Origin of the sequence: Stenotrophomonas sp. SbOxS2 (assembly GCF_013416715.1) — a bacterium.
Taxonomy (GTDB): Bacteria; Pseudomonadota; Gammaproteobacteria; order Xanthomonadales; family Xanthomonadaceae; genus Stenotrophomonas; species Stenotrophomonas lactitubi.
Map to the genome: position 1 here is coordinate 138,337 of NZ_JAAVXD010000002.1, position 17,920 is coordinate 156,256.

Annotated in this window: 14 protein-coding genes; 6 read left to right on the forward strand and 8 right to left on the reverse strand. The window is 67.2% G+C overall.

The window, feature by feature from the left end; all coding sequences use genetic code 11:
* Window positions 1–41: 41 nt before the first annotated feature.
* From HFK18_RS03820 to HFK18_RS03830, 3 genes are read left to right on the forward strand one after another with little or no spacing between them, the layout of a single operon-like run.
* Window positions 42–1,205 carry an isovaleryl-CoA dehydrogenase gene (locus HFK18_RS03820; RefSeq protein ID WP_089241527.1) on the forward strand — a complete coding sequence of 388 codons (1,164 nt, stop codon included), beginning with the start codon at window positions 42–44 and terminating at the stop codon, window positions 1,203–1,205.
* 8 nt (window positions 1,206–1,213) lie between these two features.
* On the forward strand, window positions 1,214–2,824 hold the full coding sequence (locus HFK18_RS03825) for a carboxyl transferase domain-containing protein (RefSeq protein ID WP_180164492.1): 1,611 nt from the start codon (window positions 1,214–1,216) through the stop codon (window positions 2,822–2,824).
* Between the two features lie 26 nt (window positions 2,825–2,850).
* The gene (locus HFK18_RS03830) at window positions 2,851–4,833 is read left to right on the forward strand and encodes an acetyl/propionyl/methylcrotonyl-CoA carboxylase subunit alpha (protein ID WP_180164494.1); all 1,983 of its coding nucleotides are present in this window, start codon (window positions 2,851–2,853) and stop codon (window positions 4,831–4,833) included.
* 24 nt (window positions 4,834–4,857) lie between these two features.
* Here HFK18_RS03830 and HFK18_RS03835 read toward each other — a convergent pair whose 3' ends face one another.
* Together HFK18_RS03835 and HFK18_RS21750 are read right to left on the reverse strand one after the other, a co-directional pair.
* Window positions 4,858–6,021, reverse strand: a complete 1,164-nt coding sequence (locus HFK18_RS03835; RefSeq protein ID WP_180164496.1) for a putative peptide maturation dehydrogenase — start codon at window positions 6,019–6,021, stop codon at window positions 4,858–4,860.
* Window positions 6,018–6,143 (reverse strand): hypothetical protein, encoded by a 126-nt coding sequence (locus tag HFK18_RS21750; RefSeq protein WP_257216062.1) that lies wholly within the window; start codon window positions 6,141–6,143, stop codon window positions 6,018–6,020. The genes HFK18_RS03835 and HFK18_RS21750 overlap by 4 nt, the downstream gene beginning before the upstream one ends.
* Between HFK18_RS21750 and HFK18_RS03840 the strand changes: the two genes are divergently transcribed.
* Complete coding sequence (locus HFK18_RS03840; protein WP_180164498.1) at window positions 6,142–6,426, forward strand: NHLP-related RiPP peptide; 285 nt, start codon at window positions 6,142–6,144, stop codon at window positions 6,424–6,426. The two genes, HFK18_RS21750 and HFK18_RS03840, sit on opposite strands and share 2 nt — an antisense overlap.
* A 7-nt stretch (window positions 6,427–6,433) precedes the next feature.
* Here the strand turns inward: HFK18_RS03840 and HFK18_RS03845 are convergent, their stop codons facing one another.
* From HFK18_RS03845 to aceB, 4 genes are all read right to left on the reverse strand, one after another.
* A complete protein-coding gene (locus HFK18_RS03845; protein ID WP_180164500.1) occupies window positions 6,434–8,935 on the reverse strand; it encodes a putative peptide modification system cyclase in 2,502 nt (833 codons plus the stop codon).
* Between the two features lie 15 nt (window positions 8,936–8,950).
* On the reverse strand, window positions 8,951–9,991 hold the full coding sequence (locus HFK18_RS03850; RefSeq protein WP_180164502.1) for a GGDEF domain-containing protein: 1,041 nt from the start codon (window positions 9,989–9,991) through the stop codon (window positions 8,951–8,953).
* Between the two features lie 368 nt (window positions 9,992–10,359).
* Entirely contained in the window at window positions 10,360–11,661 is a 1,302-nt protein-coding gene (aceA, locus tag HFK18_RS03855) for an isocitrate lyase (RefSeq protein ID WP_180164504.1), read from the reverse strand.
* A gap of 69 nt (window positions 11,662–11,730) precedes the next feature.
* A complete protein-coding gene (aceB, locus tag HFK18_RS03860; protein WP_180164506.1) occupies window positions 11,731–13,368 on the reverse strand; it encodes a malate synthase A in 1,638 nt (545 codons plus the stop codon).
* Window positions 13,369–13,477: 109 nt separating this feature from the next.
* Here aceB and HFK18_RS03865 point away from each other — a divergent pair, with 109 nt between their 5' ends.
* Entirely contained in the window at window positions 13,478–14,446 is a 969-nt protein-coding gene (locus tag HFK18_RS03865; protein ID WP_099819576.1) for a LysR family transcriptional regulator, read from the forward strand.
* A 349-nt stretch (window positions 14,447–14,795) separates the two neighbouring features.
* Window positions 14,796–15,704, forward strand: a complete 909-nt coding sequence (locus HFK18_RS03870; RefSeq protein WP_180164508.1) for a LysR family transcriptional regulator — start codon at window positions 14,796–14,798, stop codon at window positions 15,702–15,704.
* A gap of 82 nt (window positions 15,705–15,786) precedes the next feature.
* Here the strand turns inward: HFK18_RS03870 and HFK18_RS03875 are convergent, their stop codons facing one another.
* Complete coding sequence (locus HFK18_RS03875; protein ID WP_180164510.1) at window positions 15,787–17,043, reverse strand: MFS transporter; 1,257 nt, start codon at window positions 17,041–17,043, stop codon at window positions 15,787–15,789.
* A gap of 122 nt (window positions 17,044–17,165) precedes the next feature.
* Entirely contained in the window at window positions 17,166–17,792 is a 627-nt protein-coding gene (gene lepB, locus HFK18_RS03880) for a signal peptidase I (RefSeq protein ID WP_180164512.1), read from the reverse strand.
* Window positions 17,793–17,920: the final 128 nt, after the last annotated feature.

Below are 17,920 nucleotides of genomic sequence, written 5' to 3' on the forward strand. Positions count from 1 at the left end.
GGGTGCGTCCATTCCCCACCTTCCCTCGTGGAGCCATCGCAATGCACGTGCCATCCCTGAACTTCGACCTCGGCGAAGATATCGACCTGCTGCGCCAGAGCGTGGCCCATTTTGCCGCTGCCGAGATCGCGCCGCTCGCGGCCGAGACCGATGCGACCAACCAGTTCCCGTTGGCACTATGGCCCAAGCTGGGCGAGCAGGGCCTGCTGGGCCTGACCGTGGAAGAAGAATACGGCGGCACCGGCATGGGCTACCTGGCCCACGTGGTGGCGATGGAAGAAGTCTCGCGTGCTTCCGGTGGCATCGGCCTGTCCTACGGTGCGCATTCGAACCTGTGCGTGAACCAGCTGCGCAAGAACGGCACCGAGGCGCAGAAGCAGCGTTTCCTGCCGGACCTGTGCAGCGGCGCCAAGATCGGTGCGCTGGCGATGAGCGAACCGGGCGCGGGTTCGGACGTGGTGTCGATGAAGCTGCGCGCAGACAAGCGTGGTGACCGCTACGTGCTCAACGGCAACAAGATGTGGATCACCAACGGCCCCGACGCCGACGTGCTGGTGGTCTACGCCAAGACCGATGTCGAGGCCGGTGCCAAGGGCATCACCGCCTTCCTGGTCGAGAAGGGCATGAAGGGTTTCTCCACCGCGCAGAAGCTGGACAAGCTGGGCATGCGCTCCTCGCCCACCTGCGAACTGGTGTTCCAGGACTGTGAGATTCCCGAAGAGAACGTGCTGGGTGCGGTCGGCGGCGGTGTACGCGTGCTGATGTCCGGCCTGGACTACGAGCGCGTGGTGCTGTCCGGCGGCCCGCTGGGCCTGATGGCCGCCGCGATGGACGTGGTGATGCCGTATGTGCACGAACGCCACCAGTTCGGTGAACCGATCGGCAGTTTCCAGCTGATCCAGGCCAAGATCGCCGACATGTACGTGGGCCTGGGTGCCTGCCGCGCCTATGTGTATGCGGTGGCGCGCGCCTGCGACCAGGGCCGCACCACCCGCCAGGATGCGGCCGGCGCGATCCTGTACGCCGCCGAGAAGGCGACCTGGCTGACCGGCCAGGCGATCCAGATCCTCGGCGGCAACGGCTACATCAACGAATACCCGACCGGCCGTTTGTGGCGCGACGCCAAGCTGTATGAAATCGGCGCCGGCACTTCGGAGATCCGCCGCATGCTGATCGGTCGCGAACTGTTCCAGCGCACCCTGTAAGGCACCCCATGAGCATCCTAGGCAGCCAGCTGCAACCGGGCAGCGATACGTTTGAAAGCAACCGCGCGGCGATGCAGGCCGTAGTCGACGACCTGCACGCCACCCTCGCCCGCACCGCCCTGGGCGGCAGCGAAGCGGCGCGCGCCAAGCACACCGCACGCGGCAAGCTGCTGGTGCGCGACCGCATCGATGCCCTGCTCGACCCGGGCAGCGCCTTCCTGGAAATCGCGCCGCTGGCCGCGCACGGCATGTATGACGATGCCGTGCCCGCCGCCGGCGTGGTTGCCGGCATCGGCCGCGTGAGTGGCGTGGAGTGCGTGATCGTGGCCAACGATGCCACGGTCAAGGGCGGCACCTATTACCCGGTGACGGTGAAGAAGCATCTGCGCGCGCAGGAGATCGCCGAGCAGAACCACCTGCCGTGCATCTACCTGGTCGATTCCGGTGGCGCCTTCCTGCCGTTGCAGGATGAGGTGTTCCCCGACCGCGACCATTTCGGCCGCATCTTCTACAACCAGGCCAATCTCTCCGCGCAGGGCATTCCGCAGATCGCCTGCGTGATGGGCAGCTGCACCGCCGGTGGCGCCTATGTGCCGGCGATGAGCGACGAGACGGTGATCGTGCGCGAGCAGGGCACGATCTTCCTCGGTGGCCCGCCGCTGGTGAAGGCGGCCACCGGTGAAGTGGTGACGGCCGAAGAGCTGGGCGGTGCCGACGTGCATACGCGTATTTCCGGCGTGGCCGACCACATGGCCGACAACGACCTGCAGGCACTGGCACGGGTACGCGCGATCATCGCCCAGCTCAACTGGCGCAAGCCCGAAGCAGCAATGGCGCTGCAGCCGGTGGAAGAACCGCTGCTGCCAGCGCACGAACTGTACGGGGTGATCCCGGCCGACACGCGCAAGCCGTACGACGTGCGTGAGGTGATCGCGCGGTTGGTCGACGGTTCGCGCTTCGACGAGTTCAAGCCGCGCTATGGCGCAACGCTGGTCACCGGCTTTGCCCATCTGCATGGCTACCCGATCGGCATCATCGCCAACAACGGCATCCTGTTTTCCGAGTCCGCACTGAAGGGCGCGCACTTCATCGAGCTGTGCACCCAGCGCAACATCCCGCTGGTGTTCCTGCAGAACATCACCGGCTTCATGGTCGGCCGCAAGTATGAGCAGGGCGGCATCGCCAAGGACGGCGCCAAGCTGGTGATGGCCGTGGCCTGCGCCAAGGTACCCAAGTTCACCGTGGTGATCGGCGGTTCGTTCGGTGCCGGCAACTACGGCATGTGTGGCCGCGCGTACTCGCCCAACTTCCTGTGGATGTGGCCGAACGCACGCATCGGCGTGATGGGCGGCGAACAGGCGGCCAGCGTGCTGGCCACGGTCAAGCGTGATGGCATCGAGGCCAAGGGCGGGCAGTGGCCGGGCGAGGAAGAGGATGCATTCAAGGCACCGATCCGCGACCAGTTCGAACAGCAGGGCCACCCGTATTACGCCAGTGCGCGCCTGTGGGACGACGGTGTGATCGATCCGGTCGATACCCGCCGGGTACTGGCTCTGGCCCTGTCGGCCAGCCTCAACGCTCCCCCGCAGCAGACGCGCTTCGGCGTGTTCCGCATGTGACCTGTGCCATGACCGAGTCTGTTGCCATGTTCAGCAAAGTCCTGATCGCCAACCGCGGCGAGATCGCCTGCCGCGTCATCGCCACCTGCCGTCGCCTCGGCATCGCCACCGTGGCGGTGTATTCCGATGCGGACCGCAATGCACGCCATGTGCGCCTGGCCGACGAGGCCATCCACATCGGCCCGGCCGCTGCGCGCGAGAGCTACCTGCGCAGCGATGCCATCCTCGACGCCGCACGCCGCACCGGCGCGCAGGCCATCCATCCTGGCTACGGCTTCCTCTCCGAGAACGCCGATTTCGCTGACGCCTGCGTCGCGGCGGGGATCACCTTCATCGGTCCGCCCGCCAGTGCGATCCGCGCGATGGGCGACAAGAGCGCGGCCAAGGCCTTGATGGCCAGGGCCGGCGTGCCGCTGACGCCGGGCTACCACGGCGACCAGCAGGCGCCGGAGTTCCTGCGCACCCAGGCCGACGGCATCGGCTACCCGGTGCTGATCAAAGCCAGCGCCGGCGGCGGCGGCAAGGGCATGCGCAAGGTCGAGCGCAGCGAGGACTTCGTCGATGCGCTGGCCAGCTGCCAGCGCGAGGCAGCCTCGGCGTTCGGCAACGACCACGTGCTGGTCGAGAAGTATGTCGAGCGCCCGCGCCACATCGAGATCCAGGTATTCGGCAGTGGTCATGGCGAGGCGGTGTATCTGTTCGAGCGCGACTGCTCGGTGCAGCGTCGCCACCAGAAGGTGCTGGAAGAAGCGCCGGCCCCGGGCATGAGCGCCGACCGCCGCGCCGCGATGGGCAAGGCCGCCGTCGATGCCGCGCGCGCGGTGGGCTACGTCGGTGCGGGCACGGTGGAGTTCATCGCCGGTCCGGACGGCGATTTCTACTTCATGGAAATGAACACCCGCCTGCAGGTCGAACATCCGGTCACCGAGTTCATCACCGGTACCGACCTGGTGGAATGGCAGCTGCGCGTTGCAGCCGGCCAGCCGCTGCCCAAGCGCCAGGACGAACTGACCATCCACGGCCATGCGCTCGAAGCGCGCTTGTACGCCGAAGATGCCGACCGTGGCTTCCTGCCGTCCACCGGCACCCTGCGCCGCCTGCGCCTGCCGACCCCGTCGGCGAACGTGCGGGTGGACACCGGTGTGGAGGAAGGCGACAGCATCACCCCGTACTACGATCCCATGATTGCCAAGCTGATCGTCTGGGACGTGGACCGCGACGCCGCGCTGCGGCGCATGAGCCAGGCCCTGGCCGACTGCCAGGTGGTGGGCGTGACCACCAATGCCGGCTTCCTGCGCCGCCTGCTGCACACCGATTCGTTCGCCCACGCAAAGCTGGATACCGCACTGATCGAGCGTGAGCAGGCCGCACTGGCGGCGACCGGTGACGGTGAGCAGGCGCTGTGGGAACTGGCAGCGATCGCCGCCGTAGTGAGCACACCGGCCGCTGCCGCCGACGCGCGCGACCCACATTCGCCGTGGCAGGCACAGGATGGCTGGCGGCTGGGCGCGCCTGCCGCACGCGTGGTGCCGCTGCAGCAGGGAGAGCGGGCGCACACGCTGAAGGTGTGGGCCACGGCCGATGGCTGGCATGTGCAGTGCGATGACGCCGCGCCGAAGCAGGTCGTCGGCCATGCCGATGGCCACACCCTGTCGGTTCAGCTGGACGCGCGTCGCTGGCGGTTGCAGCTGCAGCGCGACGGCGACCAGCTGTACCTGTTCGGCAGCGATGGCCAGCACCGCTTCACCCTGCACGACCCGGTGGGCGAATCGGAACAGGGCAGCGCCGACGCCGGCAGCCTGCTGGCACCGATGCCCGGCAGGATCGTGGCAACGCTGGTGGCGGCAGGCACGCTGGTGAAGCGCGGCACGCCGCTGGTGGTGCTGGAAGCGATGAAGATGGAGCACACCCTGCAGGCACCGGCCGATGGCACGGTGAAGGGTTATCGCGCCAAGGCCGGTGACCAGGTGGGCGATGGCGCGGTGCTGGTGGATTTCGAAGCGGCGTGATGCCGTCCGGTCACGCGTTGTCGATCAACGCGTGACCGGCCACACCTGGCCAAGCGGGTCCAGTTCGGCCGTCACCCGCTCCGCTGCACGCCAGCCAACGCCACAGACCGCCAATACGCCCTCGGCCATCGGCTGCAGGCCAAGCCCCCGCTCGGCCTCGGCCTCGTTGATCGCTGCGGTGACGAATGCGCCCAGCCCCTGCGCGGTTGCCGCGCTGTAGATCGCCTGCGATACGTGGCCAGCATCCAGAGTGAGCGCGCGATAGGCCTTGGCATGGCCGCGGTACTTCCAGAACATGCGCTCGAAGCGGCATACCAGGATCAGCTGCACCGGCGCGTTGGCGAACCAGTGCTGACCCGCCAGCAGGCGTTGGCAGAAGCTGTGCAGGTCGCCGGGCGGTACCGCTATCGGGCCCAGTTCGTGTGCGGTGGCATGGTAGTGGTAGAGGCCCGGTGGCAGCCCTTCCACGTTGCGCGCCACCACATACGCTTCCAATGGATGCAGACTGCCGGCCGACGGAATGTTCTTCTTCAGGAAGCGCACCCCCGGTTCGGTTTCCACCTGCGCCTGCGCCATCAGCACCTGCTGCAGCAGCCGGGCCAGCATCGGCAACGGCACAGCGCGCGCATCGTCGAAATTGCGGCAGGTCGCACGCGCCTGCAGCTGCGCCTGCATCGGGTCGTCATCGCAGCGCGGCAAGGGCCGCGCATCGGACCGACGGGCCGGCGCTTCGGCGGGCGGCGGGCCGAAGCTGCGCACCAAGTCCTGCGCGGTCATCAGCTGGCTGCGCTCCATGTCGCCGACACTGTCCACGCCATCCCACCGCGAGTGCTGGTAGTGCAGCGCCGATAGCGGCCACCATTGGCTGTCACGTACCTGCTGTTCGACCGCTGCTGCCCCGGCATGCGCCGGATCGTCGCTGACCAGCAGCCCCTGCTCCAGCAGCGCCAGCACACGCTGCCGTGCCTGCGGCTCTGCCGGTAGTGGCTGCCACTGCTCCGCGCTGCACTGGAGCAGCCACAGGCAGCTGACCGCGTCGACCCTGCATGGCGCCGGCAGATGTGCGGCGCGTACCTGCAGGGATTGTTCGAAGCCAACGCCACTGCCGCCGGCAAGCAGCGCATCCAGGTCGAAATGCGCTCGCTCCACCGGTTCGACGATCATCGTCCTGCAGCGACGGAAGTTCATTCGATGCGCATCCGGAAGCGTGGGTGGCCGGCGATGATAGCGTGGTGGCCGACACGCACCATCAATTCCCGCTGCGTCCAGCCGATACTGTTTTTTTCCCCTCCCTGCCGGTAGTGAACCATGTCCCGTGCTCCTCTCTCCCCCGAAGTGGTCCAGACCCTGCTCAAGCATCTTTCTAGCGACGATGCCTTCCGCAGTGCCTTCGCTGCCGACCCGGCAAAGGCACTGATTGCGCTGGGCGCAGATGCTGACAGCGTTGGTGCGTGCAACACGCCGCTGGACTCGCTGGGCGGCAAGGAAGAATTTGCCCGGGCGGCGGCGCTGTTGAGCGAACGCCTGGCCGTGACCGGACCGTTCAAGGTGCCCTTCATGTTCGAAAGCGGCCTGAAGGGGCTGCAGGACTGATCCGCCCTCAGGGTGCGCCTGCTGCCTGCTGCGCGCTGGCCGCATCGGCCAGCCGGCGCGCATCGGCCACGTTCAATGGCAGCAGGACCAGGGCACCGGCGTCTTCGGCGAAGGCCATGCCCGTGCGCTGGCGCAACCAGCGCTCCCGGCGCTGCACGGCCTGATCGCGGCCGAGCGCGCGATCGATATCCAGCTGCAGTACATGCCACTGGTACAGCGTGCCGTTGGCCAGCGGCTTCAACAGTGCCGAAGCGGCCTCTGCATTGCCGGCGTCCAGTTCGCCACGCGCGCGAAGCAGCAGCCACAATTCCTGCAGCCGCGGGTCGGTGCTGCGTTCAACCAACGCCTGCAGTGCAGGCCGGCGGGAGCGCAGCTCGGCGTCCAGGCCGGCGCGCTGCAGGTGGTAGGCCACGGACAGCGCAATGAAAGCCCGATGACGCGGTGCCGCACCGACTCCCTCATCGACTGCCGCAAGGGTACGGTCCAGCAACCGTGCGTATTGCACTCGGGAACCGCTGCCGCCGGCCTGTGCAGTCCATGCCAGTGACTGCAGGGCCAGGATGTCGCACAGCTCCGGCACACTCGCGCACTGCTCGACGGCCTGCGTCATCTCAGCGGCCGCATCGTTGACCCGACCTTGCAGGGCGAGAAGTCCGCCGTACTCCATGCGCGCGCCGAGCCCGCGAGAGGTAATGGCTTCACTGCGCTCGTGCGCCTTCTGTACCTCGCCATCCAGCAGCAGCGCGACCGCCTCCAGCATGTCGCCGTGCCAGTTCGGCAACGCGCCTGCTTCCTTGAACGCAGCGACGGCGGCCTTGACCTCGCCACGCGCAAGCTGGGTGCGGCCAACGAAGGACAGGACCAGCGCGCGATGTGTCTGATGGCGTTCCAACAGCGGCATCATGTCGGCCAACGCGCCGTCATAGTCGCCATAGGCAAACAGGGCCATCGCGTGATTCATCCAACCGGCCGGATCATCCGGATACAGCTGGGTCAGCATCCGCCACTTTTCCGCACTGCGCTGCGGGGGAGCGCCACTGAAGTCCGCACCCCAGGCGTCCAGATACAGCTGGTCGCGCGCACTCAACCGCGTGCGCCCCGACACCGCCTGACGGTACAGTTCGCCGGCCGCCGACACGTTGCCCATGGCGTACTGCAGCCGCATCTGCCCGATGTAGGCAAAGGTGAACTGGGGATCCAGGCGGGTCGCCTGCTGGAAGAACAGCAGCGCTTCATCGAAACGCTCCTGTGCCAGCGCATCGCTGCCTTTGGCGTAGGCATGCAGCGCATCAAGATTGGCGGTAGCCACCGTGGGCAGGGGTTTCTGCTCGCGGCTGACATCGTGCAGCGCCTCACCCAGGTCGCTGCGCAGTGCCTTCACCACGGTATCGGTGGAGGCCAGGATCGAATCCAGGCCGTTGCCATCGGCGAAATGCGTGTACACCGTCTGCCCAGTGCGTGGGTCCACCACCTCCACGCCCACCCGTACCTTGCCGTTGAGCTCGAGCACGGTGGGCATCAGCACCGCACGCGCGCCATCGCGCAGCGCAACCTCGATCGCCAGGCCGCGGTCCAGCCGTGCATTGGCCGGGCGCTGCATCAACTGCAGGGTGTCACGCACCTTCAGTTCACTGAGGATGTTGACGAAGCGCGACTGCCCCAGGCTGATGTAGAGCGCCTGTTCCAGGCTGGAATCCAGCTGCGGATAGGCCGTGCTGTTGCTGACCGCCGCCAGGATCACCCAGTCGCGCTCGGCGAATGCGATTGCCGGCGCCGGCCGCAGCAGCGTCCACATCACCACGGCCAGCGCCACCGCCAGCGTCGCCTCGGTGAACAGCGCAGCCGGGCGACGCCACAGCGGCAGATCCCGCCAGGCCTTGTCGCCCGAACGCGGCCGGCGCAGCGGCGCGCGGCCACGGATGCCGACTTCGAACACATGCTGGCGCTCGCCAATGCCCTTGAAGCGCCAAAGCCCATGGTCCTTCCAACGCAGTTCGTCCGCCGCCCAAGGCAACTCGCTGTCGGCCCGCCGCGCCATCTGTTCGGCCGCTGAGGACAGCAGCACCTGCCCAGGCCACGCCAGCTGCATCAAACGCGCGGCCATCGGCTTGGCCAGGCCCTCGACCTCCACCGCCTTTGCGCCGTGGGCAACGGCCTCGGCACTGTTGTCCCACAGCAGCACGTCACCCACGTGCAGACCAGCGCGAGCGCGCAGCACGATGCCGCGCTCGTGGCCCATCGCGTCGACCGCATTCTGGTAGGAAATGGCGAAACCGATGCCATCGATGGGGCGTTCGAACAGAACGAACAAGCCATCGGAGCGATCGATCAGCTGGCCGTTCCACTGCTGCTGCAGCCCCAGGACCAGACGGTCATGCTGCTGGAAGAATTCGGCGGCGGCGACATCGCCGATACGCTCCACCAGCTGCAGCGAATCGCACAGGTCGGTGAACAGCAGCGCCCGCAGCTGGGCGTTATGCGGGGCCGACGTTCCGTTGTCGCCATTCATCGCCTGGATCTCCGCTCAGTGTCCATCCGGACCATCGGTCCACCGCAGGCAGTTGCCGCCTGCGCGCTTGGCTTGGTACAGCGCACGATCGGCGCGAGCGTACCACTCGCTCCAGTCCGCGTCAGGGGCCAGCAGGCTGGCCCCGATGCTGGCCAGACTCACGTGCGGGGTGCCATGGCTGCGCTCGAGCAGGCCGTGCACCGCACTCAGGATGAACTCGGCGGCGTGCTGCACGATCTCGACGTTGGCCCGGCGCAGGATCAGGCAGAACTCGTCGCCGCCCAAGCGACAGGCCAGGTCATGTTCACCAGCCATCGAGCGCAGGATGTTGCCCATGCTCTGCAGCACCCGGTCACCGGCCTGGTGGCCGTGGCGGTCGTTGATCTGCTTGAAGCGGTCACAGTCAATCAGCAGCAGGGCCTGTGGGGGCCCTTCTTCCTGCGTGCGGCATTCCTGCAGGTACAGGGCCAGGCCGCGGCGGTTGTGCAGGCCGGTCAGTTCGTCGGTGCGCACCAGCTCACGCGTGTGCGTCAGCTGGTGGGTGGTGATGTACAGGTTGTCCAGCGCAGCTTCCAGGTCATGGTTGCGCCGCCGCAGCTGGCTGATCAGGGCCTGCTCGTTGGTCAGCACGCGCAGGATCGTGCGTCGCAGGAAGTAGGCCACCAGGCCCGGGTCGGACTCGACCAGGCGATGGAAATCCGCCGGCCCCAGTTCCAGCACGTGGCAGTCGGCCATCACCCGCGCGCTGGCGCTGCGCAGATGGTCGCCCATCAACAGGCCGAGCTCACCGAAAAATTCATGCCGGCCGAGCGTCTTGAGCACCAGGTCCTCGCCGAAATCCAGCTCGATCAGGCCTTCGAGGATGATGTACATGCACTCGCCGCGGTGGCCGCGATGGAACAGCCACTGGCCCGCCTGCAGCCTGCAGGGCTGGGCGAACCGGGCGAACAGGGCAACCTCTTCTTCGGAGAGCAGCGCGTGCACGATCTCGGCCATCGCCACCTTGGCGATACCGGTTGTCGTGTCGATGTTCTCGGCCGCACCCCTGCCGGTCATTCCCTGCACCCGCCGCCAGCGTCCCCTGGTGAGCCGCGGAGCATATCAGTGAATCAAACTGTGCGCCGCTTCTCATTTTTGTGAAGACGCAGCGCTCTGCCTCATCCACAGGGAAATGCCCCATTCACGCGTATTGGTGGCAGAGGGAAAGCAAGCCATTTCAATATCTTGGCGTGGCCGCGACGCCGATTGTCGCAGCGGCCACAGATACAACGACGCCGGCAGATCCCCCGATCTGCCGGCGTCGTCTGGCCCTTCCCTGGCCACCCTGATCGGATCCGCAGCCCCGGTAGAGCCGGCTGCTGGCCGGCTGCCACGCAGCGCCCGGAGCACCGTGTGGTTGCCGGCCAGCAGCCGGCCCTACCGGATCACGCGGCGCGTTCGCTGCGCTCGCCGTGGAACTGCTCTTCCTCGGTCGAACCGGTCAGCGCGGTGGTCGAGGACTGCCCCTGCTGGATCGCCTGGGTCACCGCATCGAAGTAGCCGGTGCCGACCTCGCGCTGGTGCTTGACTGCAGTGAAGCCACGCTCGGCCGCTTCGAACTCGGCTTCCTGCAGCTCCACGAAGGCGCTCATCTGCCGGCGCGCATAGCCATGGGCCAGGTTGAACATGCCGTAGTTCAGCGCATGGAAACCGGCCAGGGTGATGAACTGGAACTTGTAGCCGTAGCTGCCCAGCTCCTTCTGGAACTTGGCGATGGTGGCGTCGTCCAGATTCTTCTTCCAGTTGAAGCTGGGCGAGCAGTTGTAGGCCAGCAGCTTGCCCGGGAACTTCGCATGGATCGCCTCAGCGAATTTCCGGGCGAATTCCAGGTCCGGCTTGCCGGTCTCGCACCACACCAGATCGGCATAGGGCGCGTACGCCAGGCCACGGCTGATGGCCTGGTCCAGACCGTTGCGGGTCTTGTAGAAGCCTTCCACGGTGCGCTCACCGGTGGCGAATGGGGTGTCGTTCGCATCGATGTCACTGGTCAGCAGATCGGCCGCTTCGGCATCGGTACGCGCCACCAGCAGGGTCGGCACACCCAGCACGTCGGCGGCCAGTCGCGCGGCGTTGAGCTTCTCGATCGCCTCGCGGGTCGGCACCAGCACCTTGCCGCCCATGTGCCCGCACTTCTTCACCGAAGCCAGCTGATCTTCGAAGTGCACGCCGGCCGCACCGGCTTCGATCATCGCCTTCATCAGTTCGAAGGCGTTGAGCACGCCGCCGAAACCGGCTTCGGCATCGGCCACGATCGGCTGCAGGAAGTCGATGTCATCCTTGCCTTCGGCATGGTGCAGCTGGTCGGCGCGCAGCAGCGTGTTGTTGATGCGCTTGACCACCGCCGGCACCGAATCGGCCGGATACAGCGACTGGTCCGGGTACATCTGCCCGGCCAGGTTGGCATCGGCCGCCACCTGCCAACCGGACAGGTAGATCGCCTTCAGCCCGGCCTTCACCTGCTGCATGGCCTGGTTGCCGGTCAGCGCGCCGAGCGCGTTGACGAAGTCGCGCTCATGCAGCGATTTCCACAGCTTTTCCGCACCCAGCCGGGCCAGCGAATGCTCGATATGGACGGTGCCGCGCAGGCGCACCACGTCGGCGGCGCTGTAGTTGCGCTGGATGCCTTCCCAGCGCGGATTGGTGTCCCAGTCGTGCTGGATCTGTTCGGCAGTGGGCAGCGTGCTCATGTCTATCTCCAGTTCGGTTCGTGCGGATGCAGCGGGGAAGGAAGCGGCGAGGAAAGTGGCGTGCAGCGATCAGTCGATGCGCGCGTACGCCGGCAGGGTCAGGAAATCGGTCAGTTCGTTGCTGCGGCTCAGCTCGGCCAGCAGGGTGATGGCTTCTTCGATGCGGCCGCCACCGGGCAGCGCCGAGGTATCGCCAAGGCGCGCCGGCAGCTGCGCCAGGGTGGTATCGAGCAGTGCCAGATCAATCGCGGTGCCGTCGTCCAGCTGCTGGCCCGGCGTGTGCAGCCACTGCCACAGCTGGCTGCGGCTGATCTCGGCGGTCGCTGCGTCCTCCATCAGGTGGTGGATCGGCACGCAGCCGTTGCCGTCCAGCCACGCGGCCAGGTAGCGCACGCAGACTTCGACATTGCCTTCGAAGCCGGCGCGGGTGATCGTGCCCGGCGGACGCGCGATCAGTTCATCGCGGCCCACGCGCACATCCTGGCGCAGCACGTGGTGCTGGTTGGGCGTGGGCATGTGTTCGTCGAAGATCGCCATCGCCACCGGAATCAGCGCCGGGTGCGCGACCCACGTGCCATCGTGCCCGGCGGTCACTTCGCGCAGCTTGTCGGCACGCACCCGCGCCATCGCCTGCTCGTTGGCGGCGGCATCGTTGTTGATCGGAATCTGCGCGGCCATGCCACCCATCGCATGTGCGCCGCGGCGATGGCAGGTCTGAATCAGCAGTTCCGAATACGCCTTCAGGAACGGCTGGGTCATGGTCACCTGGCCGCGCTCGGGCAGCACGCGGTCAGCGTGGCGGCGGAAGGTCTTCAGGTACGAGAAGATGTAATCCCAGCGCCCACAGTTGAGGCCGACGATGCGATCGCGCAGGGCATGCAGGATCTCGTCCATCTCGAACACTGCCGGCAGCGTTTCGATCAGCACGGTCACCTTGATCTGCCCGTGCGGCAGGCCGAGCATGCCTTCGATGTGCGACAGCGCGGTCTCCCACAGCGCCGCCTCTTCCATGCTCTGCAGCTTGGGCAGGTAGAAGTACGGGCCGCGATCCCTGGACTGCAGCGCGCGCGCATTGTGGAAGGCGAACACCGCCGCATCGAACAGGCCGCCGGCGAGGAACTGGCCATCGACGCGCACATGCTTTTCGTCCAGGTGCCAGCCGCGCGGACGCACGATCAGCACCGCCTGCTCGTCGTAGGGGCGCAGCGCATAGTGCTTGGCCGCCTTGCCGTTGGACGCCGGTGCGGTGTACTGCAGGTCGCCGCGCACCGCGGCAGCCAGCGACTGCTGACCGGCCAGCAGGTTGCGCCAGGTCGGCGAGGTCGAATCCTCGAAGTCGGCCATGAACACCTTGGCGCCGGAGTTCAGCGCGTTGATGACCATCTTCGGGTCGGTCGGCCCGGTGATCTCGACGCGGCGGTCCTGCAGCGCGGCCGGCAGCGGCGCCACGGTCCAGTCACCGCTGCGGATCGCGGTGGTGTCCTGGCGGAAGTCCGGCAAGCCGCCCTGGTCGAAGAATGCCTGGCGCTCGCGGCGGGCCTGCAGCCGCGCCTGCCGGCCGGGTTCCACTGCCCGGTGCAGGGACACCAGCAGGGCCAGCAAGGGCGCCGGCAGCACGGTGGCCTGGCCCGCCACCTGGGTCGCCAGGGCGATGCCCGGCGTGGCCTTGGCAGCGGTGGAAGGAACAGCGGAAGCGACGGCGGACATGGGAAGACTCCAGCGTGGGGGAACGACTCCACCGTGCGGCCGCAGCCCTGTATTTGGCAAAACAGTTTTTGCAATGCTTTACATAATTTGTGCTAATACTTGTGACGCCATGACCACGCGCACCTCGCCAAGTCCCCGTTTTTCCTACAAATCCGATCGGCTGAAGCCGCTGCGCGCGTTCTGTCAGACCGTGCGTCTAGGCTCGGTCTCACGGGCCGCTGAGGCGCTTTTCGTCAGCCAACCGGCCATCAGCCTGCAGTTGCAGGCGCTGGAGCGTGAGTTGGGGGTGCCGCTGTTCGAGCGTAGCGGCCGGCGCCTGGTGCCCAGCCGCGAGGGCCAGCTGCTGTATGAAATGGCGCAGCCGCTGGTGGAAAGCCTGGACGGCCTGGAAGCGCGCTTCCGCGACAAGGTGCGCGGGCTGGACGCGGGCGAGCTGAACATCGCCGCCAACAGCTCGACCATCCTGTACCTGCTGCCGAAGATCGTCGAACGCTTCCGCCAGCACTACCCCGACGTTCGCCTGACCCTGCACAACGCCATCAGTGCCGACGGGACCGACCTGTTGCGCGAGGATGCCGCCGACCTGGCGATCGGCTCGATGACCGATGTGCCGGCCGACCTCAGCTACGCCCCGGCCTACCGTTTCGAACAGGTGCTGATCGCCCCGCATGACCATCCGCTGGCCAGCGGTGGCGAGCTGGAACTGGCCGACATCGCCCGTTACCCGCTGGTGCTGCCGCCGAAGCGGCAGATCACTTACCGGCTGGTGGACCAGGTGTTCCAGCGCCACCGCATCGCCTACACGGTTGCGCTGGAAGTGGGCGGCTGGGAAGTGATCAAGCAGTACGTGGCGATGGGCATGGGCATTTCCATCGTGCCGGCGCTGTGCCTGAACGATGCCGACCACGAGCGGTTGGCCGCACGCTCGATGAAGCGTTGGTTCCCGGAGCGGAGTTATGGGGTGATCGTGCGCCGCGGCAAGGCGCTGTCGGCGCAGGCGCGGGCGTTTGTCGAGCTGATCCAGCCGGAGTTGTTCAGTCCGCGCGATTACGATCAGAGCGGACATTCGGAACGGTGAGGGGTGTTCGGCAGGGCTGCGCCCTGCACCTGCCGAATCAACGGCAACGGCAACGGCAACGGCAACGGCAACATCAACGGCAACATCAACGGCAACAGCGGGGATTCCGTGGGATGGCGGGGTGGGTCCAGTTGCGGGGGACGCCGTGAACCCATCCCTGGGGGCTTGGCCGCGGCATCCATGCCGCGGACACCCCCGCAACCGGACCCACCCCGCCTTCGACAGGTTCCCGCGGCTGTCGGAACGGCGTTCTGTGCTGCTGTTGGTGGGTGTCGACCTTGGTCGACACGGTAGATCCACGCCATGCGTGGATGGGGACTCGCGGGGTCGGGCTGGATAGACTGCATGCATGTCCATCGAACTGCGCCACCTGCGCTACTTCCTCGCCGTTGCCGATACCCTGCACTTCGGCCAGGCGGCCGAGCGGTTGGGGATGTCACAGCCGCCGCTCAGCCAGCAGATCCGGCAGCCGGAGGAGCTGATCGGTGCGCGGTTGTTCGTGCGCAGCCATCGACGTGTGCAGCTGACGCCTGCGGGAGAGCTGCTGCAGGAACGTGCGCGCGGCATCGTGCAGCAGGTGGAATCGGCAGTGGATGAAGTGCAGCGCGCGCAGCGGGGCGAGCAGGGTGAGCTGCGTATCGGCCTGACCCGGGCTACGCCGTTGTCGCCGCAGATTCCACGTTCGATCCTGCAGTACCGGCAGCAGTACCCGCAGGTGCGGTTGCAGCTGAGCGAGATGAACACCCTGCAGCAGATCGATGCGCTGCTCGATGGCTCACTGGACGTGGGCATCATCCGCAAGCGCAGGCTGCCGGCCGAGCTGGTGGCGCACAGCCTGTTCGTCGATCCACTGGCGTTGATCGTGCACGCCGACCACCCTGCCCTGCGTCGCCTGTCGAAAGGCGGCACGCTGGCGTTGCGTGATCTGGCGCAGGAACCGTTCGTGGCGTTCCGCCGCAGCGCCGGGGCGGGCATCCATGACCACATGATCGCGCTGTGCGCTGCGGCGGGCTTCACGCCGCGCATCGTGCAGGAAGCCGGTGAGGCTTCGACGTTGATCAGCCTGGCTGCAGCCGGCCTCGGTGCGGCGATCCTGCCTTCGTCGTGCGACCACATCCGGGTGGAGGGTGCGCGCTTCGTGCCGCTGGCCGACGCCGGCGCGCATTCGGAAGTGCAGCTGGCGTGGCGCCGCGAGGGTGTGACGCCGTTGATCCGCAATTTCGCCGGGCTGCTGCGCGAGGCGTTTGCCGAAGAGTGACGTGCATCGCACCCGGTAGTGGCCAACCTTGGTTGGCCCAGGGGCACAACGCCGACCAAGGTCGGCATCTACCGGAGCAGGATCAGGCCGTCACCGGCTGCGGCGCGCGCTGCTGCAGCGCCCAGACGATGCCACCGCCGATCAGGGTCAGCAGCGCGGCGAACGCGCACACGCCCAGCCAGTCCCACGCGGCATAGGCCAGGCCGCCCACGCCGCCCAGCACGCTGGAACCCAGGTAATAAGCGAACAGGTACAACGCTGAAGCTTCCGCACGCATCGAACCGGCGCGGCTGCCGACCCAGCTGCTGGCCACCGAATGGCCACCGAAGAAACCGAACGTCACCAGCGCGATGCCCACGGCCATCGCCGACAGCCACGGCATCGCCAGCAGCACGATGCCGGCGGCGATCAGGCCGAAGGAGATCGACAGGATGCGGCCGCGCCCATAGCGCGTCGCCTGCTGGCCCATCCACGCCGAACTGAAGGTACCGACGAGGTACACGCTGAAGATCAACCCGACCACGGTCTGGCTGAGGTGGTACGGCGGCGCCAGCAGGTGGTAACCGAGGTAGTTGTAGAGGGTGACGAACACGCCCATAAGCACGAACGAGGTGGCGAACAACCACGGCAGGCCAGGATCGGCGAACAGCGTGCGCCAGCGCGCGGGCAACTGGCGCAGGCCACTGCGGCTCGCCTGGAAGTGGCGCGACGGCGGCAGCTGCAGCCACAGCAGCACGGTGCTGGCCACGGCGATGATCGAGACCACGCCGATGCCCCAGCGCCAGCCCCAATGGTCGGCGATGATGCCCGCCAGCAGGCGCCCGCTCATGCCACCGATGGCATTGCCGCCGATGTACAGGCCCATCGCCAGGCCCAGCGCGCGGCTGTCCATCTCTTCGACCAGATAGGTCATCGCCACTGCCGGTACGCCGCTCAGCGCCAGCCCCAGCAGGGTGCGCAGCACCAGCAGGGTGGCCCAGTCATCGACCAGTGCGGTGCACAGCGACAACGTGGCCGAAGCCAGCAGCGCAACGATCATCAGCGGGCGCCGGCCAACCGCATCGGACAGCAGGCCGGCCAGCAGCATGGCCACGGCCAGGGTGCCGGTGGTCAGCGACAGCGACATCGCGCTGCCCGCAGCGGACACGCCGAAGTGGCGGCTGAACTCGGGCAGCAGCGGCTGCACCGTGTACAGCAGGCCGAAGGTCGAAAAGCCGGCCAGGAACAGTGCCAGCGCGGTGCGGCGGAAGGCCGGCGTTCCCTGCTGGATGCGGGTGTCGGCGGCAGCGTGGTCAGTACGGAAACGGTCGGCAAGGGCCGCCGGAGTTTCGCCAGTCATGGGGGGCGGTGGGCCGTGGGGGCGGCCGGAATGGAGGGGACGGGCCTCAGACTAGGCCCGTCCATCCAGTCGATCCATAACCTGCTAGGTCAGGATTGATACTTCTGGCATATCGATTCAGCTTACAGCCGCTGCCATTCGAAGCCGTCACCACGGCGGTAATAGACCGCCACCGCACGGCCGTAGATCTTGTCCGCATCGACGAAGCCGAAGAAGCGGCCATCGAAGCTGTTGCCGCGATGGTCGCCCAGCACCAGCACCTTGCCGGCGGGCACCTGCAGATCCGCGATGTCCGGGCCACCGCCCCTGTCCAGGTCGAGGCTGGCGCGGCGCTCACCAAAGGCTTCGGTGTCGGCCAGGTCGGCGATCTGCAGCGGCTGGCCGTTGATGCTCAGGTGGCCATCGTGCAGTTGCACGTGGTCGCCGGCCACGGCGGCGACGCGCTTGATCAGGCGGGTGCCGTCGGCCGGTGAATCGAACACGGCCACCTCACCACGCTGCGGCGTGCCGGTACCGAGCAATTCCTTGCTGGTGAACGGCAGGCGCAGGCCGTAGGCACGCATGTCCACCACCACCCGGTCACCCGGTTGCAGCGTCGGCTGCATCGAGCCGCTGGGCACGACGTAGTGGTTGGCGAGGGTATCGCGGGCGGCGGCGAGCAGGCCCAGCATCACCAGCAGGGGCAGCGCTTCTTTCTTCAGCCAAGCAAGCGTGCGCTGCGAAAACGGGGGGTGGGCAACAGCATCCATGACAGGCTCCGGGTGGGTGGTATCGGCATCAGACCACATCAGGCCCGAAGAGGTTCCCGCGCCCGCATCCTGTAGAGCCGAGCCCATGCTCGGCTGCTGTTCCGTAGCGTCGAGCAAGCCGAGCATGG

Coding starts and splice junctions, on each gene's coding strand:
- HFK18_RS03820 (WP_089241527.1), top strand. CDS start 42: ATGCACGTGCCATCCCTGAACTTCGACCTCGGCGAAGATATCGACCTG.
- HFK18_RS03825 (WP_180164492.1), top strand. CDS start 1,214: ATGAGCATCCTAGGCAGCCAGCTGCAACCGGGCAGCGATACGTTTGAA.
- HFK18_RS03830 (WP_180164494.1), top strand. CDS start 2,851: ATGTTCAGCAAAGTCCTGATCGCCAACCGCGGCGAGATCGCCTGCCGC.
- HFK18_RS03835 (WP_180164496.1), bottom strand. CDS start 6,021: ATGAACTTCCGTCGCTGCAGGACGATGATCGTCGAACCGGTGGAGCGA.
- HFK18_RS03840 (WP_180164498.1), top strand. CDS start 6,142: ATGTCCCGTGCTCCTCTCTCCCCCGAAGTGGTCCAGACCCTGCTCAAG.
- HFK18_RS21750 (WP_257216062.1), bottom strand. CDS start 6,143: ATGGTTCACTACCGGCAGGGAGGGGAAAAAAACAGTATCGGCTGGACG.
- HFK18_RS03845 (WP_180164500.1), bottom strand. CDS start 8,935: ATGAATGGCGACAACGGAACGTCGGCCCCGCATAACGCCCAGCTGCGG.
- HFK18_RS03850 (WP_180164502.1), bottom strand. CDS start 9,991: ATGACCGGCAGGGGTGCGGCCGAGAACATCGACACGACAACCGGTATC.
- aceA (WP_180164504.1), bottom strand. CDS start 11,661: ATGAGCACGCTGCCCACTGCCGAACAGATCCAGCACGACTGGGACACC.
- aceB (WP_180164506.1), bottom strand. CDS start 13,368: ATGTCCGCCGTCGCTTCCGCTGTTCCTTCCACCGCTGCCAAGGCCACG.
- HFK18_RS03865 (WP_099819576.1), top strand. CDS start 13,478: ATGACCACGCGCACCTCGCCAAGTCCCCGTTTTTCCTACAAATCCGAT.
- HFK18_RS03870 (WP_180164508.1), top strand. CDS start 14,796: ATGTCCATCGAACTGCGCCACCTGCGCTACTTCCTCGCCGTTGCCGAT.
- HFK18_RS03875 (WP_180164510.1), bottom strand. CDS start 17,043: ATGACTGGCGAAACTCCGGCGGCCCTTGCCGACCGTTTCCGTACTGAC.
- lepB (WP_180164512.1), bottom strand. CDS start 17,792: ATGGATGCTGTTGCCCACCCCCCGTTTTCGCAGCGCACGCTTGCTTGG.